At 69.3% G+C, this 1,288-nt stretch carries 1 protein-coding gene; it reads left to right on the plus strand.

Annotated elements, in window-relative coordinates:
• Nucleotides 1-253 precede the first annotated feature (253 nt).
• Nucleotides 254-1,231, plus strand: coding sequence for a threonine/serine dehydratase (locus AX690_RS20075; RefSeq protein WP_066682739.1), 978 nt, complete (start codon nucleotides 254-256; stop codon nucleotides 1,229-1,231).
• The last annotated feature ends 57 nt before the right edge of the window (nucleotides 1,232-1,288 follow it).

Genomic DNA, 1,288 nt, shown 5'->3' on the forward strand with positions numbered 1-1,288 from the left:
TTCTTGGCCTCCGCGGCCTCGCTTTCGCTCGGCGCGGCGAAGGCCAGCGCGGCGCCGAGCGAAAGCGAGGCCGCGGAGGCCAAGAAGGCGGTCTTCATCGAGTCGTCCTGAATTGAGCCCCCGTCGGCTCTTATGTCGTGAACGGCGAAGCTCGCAAAGAGTTTCGCCCCGCTCCGCGCGACAACGCCGCGAGATCGTTCAAATGGGGCGCACGACTTCAAAAGCCAGCGCCGCGCTCTTGGAACTTAGCCTCATGACCATTTCGCTCGCCGACATCCAAGCCGCCGCTCAGCGCCTGAAGGGCCTGGCCGTCGAAACGCCGCTGATCGAAAGCTCCGCGCTGAACGAGCGCCTGGGCGGCCGGATCTTCCTGAAACCCGAGACGCTGCAGCGGGCGGGGGCCTTCAAGTTCCGGGGCGCCTATAACCGCCTGTCCCAGCTAACCGACGACGAGAAGTCGCGCGGGGTCGTGGCCTTTTCGTCCGGCAACCACGCCCAGGGCGTGGCGCTGGCCGCCAAGCTGGTCGGCTGCCCGGCCCTGATCGTGATGCCGTCCGACTCGCCCACCGTGAAGGTCGAGGGCACGCGCGGCTACGGCGCCGAGATCCGCTTCTATGACCGCTTCACCGAGGACCGGATCGCGATCGCCGACCAGATCGCCGCCGAGCGCGGCTGCGTGGTGGTCCCCTCCTATGACGACCCGCACATCATCGCCGGCCAGGGCACGCTGGGGATCGAGATCGTCGAGCAGGCGGCCGCGCGCGGCGCCACGCTCGACACTCTGGTCTGCTGCGTCGGCGGCGGCGGCCTGATCGCCGGGACCTCGACCGCCGTGAAGGCGCTCTCGCCCGCCACCCAGATCTGGGGCGTCGAGCCGGCGGGCTTCGACGAAACCCGCCGCTCGCTAGAGAGCGGCAGGCGCGAGACGATCGACAAGGACGCCCGCTCGTTCTGCGACGCCCTGCTGACCCCGATCCCCGGCGAGCTGACCTGGCCGATCAACCAACGCAACCTCGCCGGCGGCGTCGCCGTCACCGACCCGGAGGTCGCCGAGGCCATGCGCTACGCCTTCTCGGTCCTGAAGCTGGTCGTCGAGCCCGGCGGCTGCGTGGCCCTGGCGGCGGCGCTTTCGGGCAAGGTGGACCTCAAGGGCAAGACGGCGGCGATCGTGCTGTCGGGCGGCAATGTCGATCCGGGCTTGTTCGCCCAGGTTTTGAGCGGTCAAATCTGAGCCAACAAACTCGTGTCATCCCGGCCGCAGCGCAGCGGAGAGCCGGGACCCAGGGGC

This window comes from Caulobacter sp. CCH9-E1, assembly GCF_001556515.1.
Classification (GTDB): Bacteria; Pseudomonadota; Alphaproteobacteria; order Caulobacterales; family Caulobacteraceae; genus Caulobacter.

Excerpts from the sequence above, each read along its gene's own strand:
- AX690_RS20075 (WP_066682739.1), top strand. The coding sequence starts at position 254 with ATGACCATTTCGCTCGCCGACATCCAAGCCGCCGCTCAGCGCCTGAAG.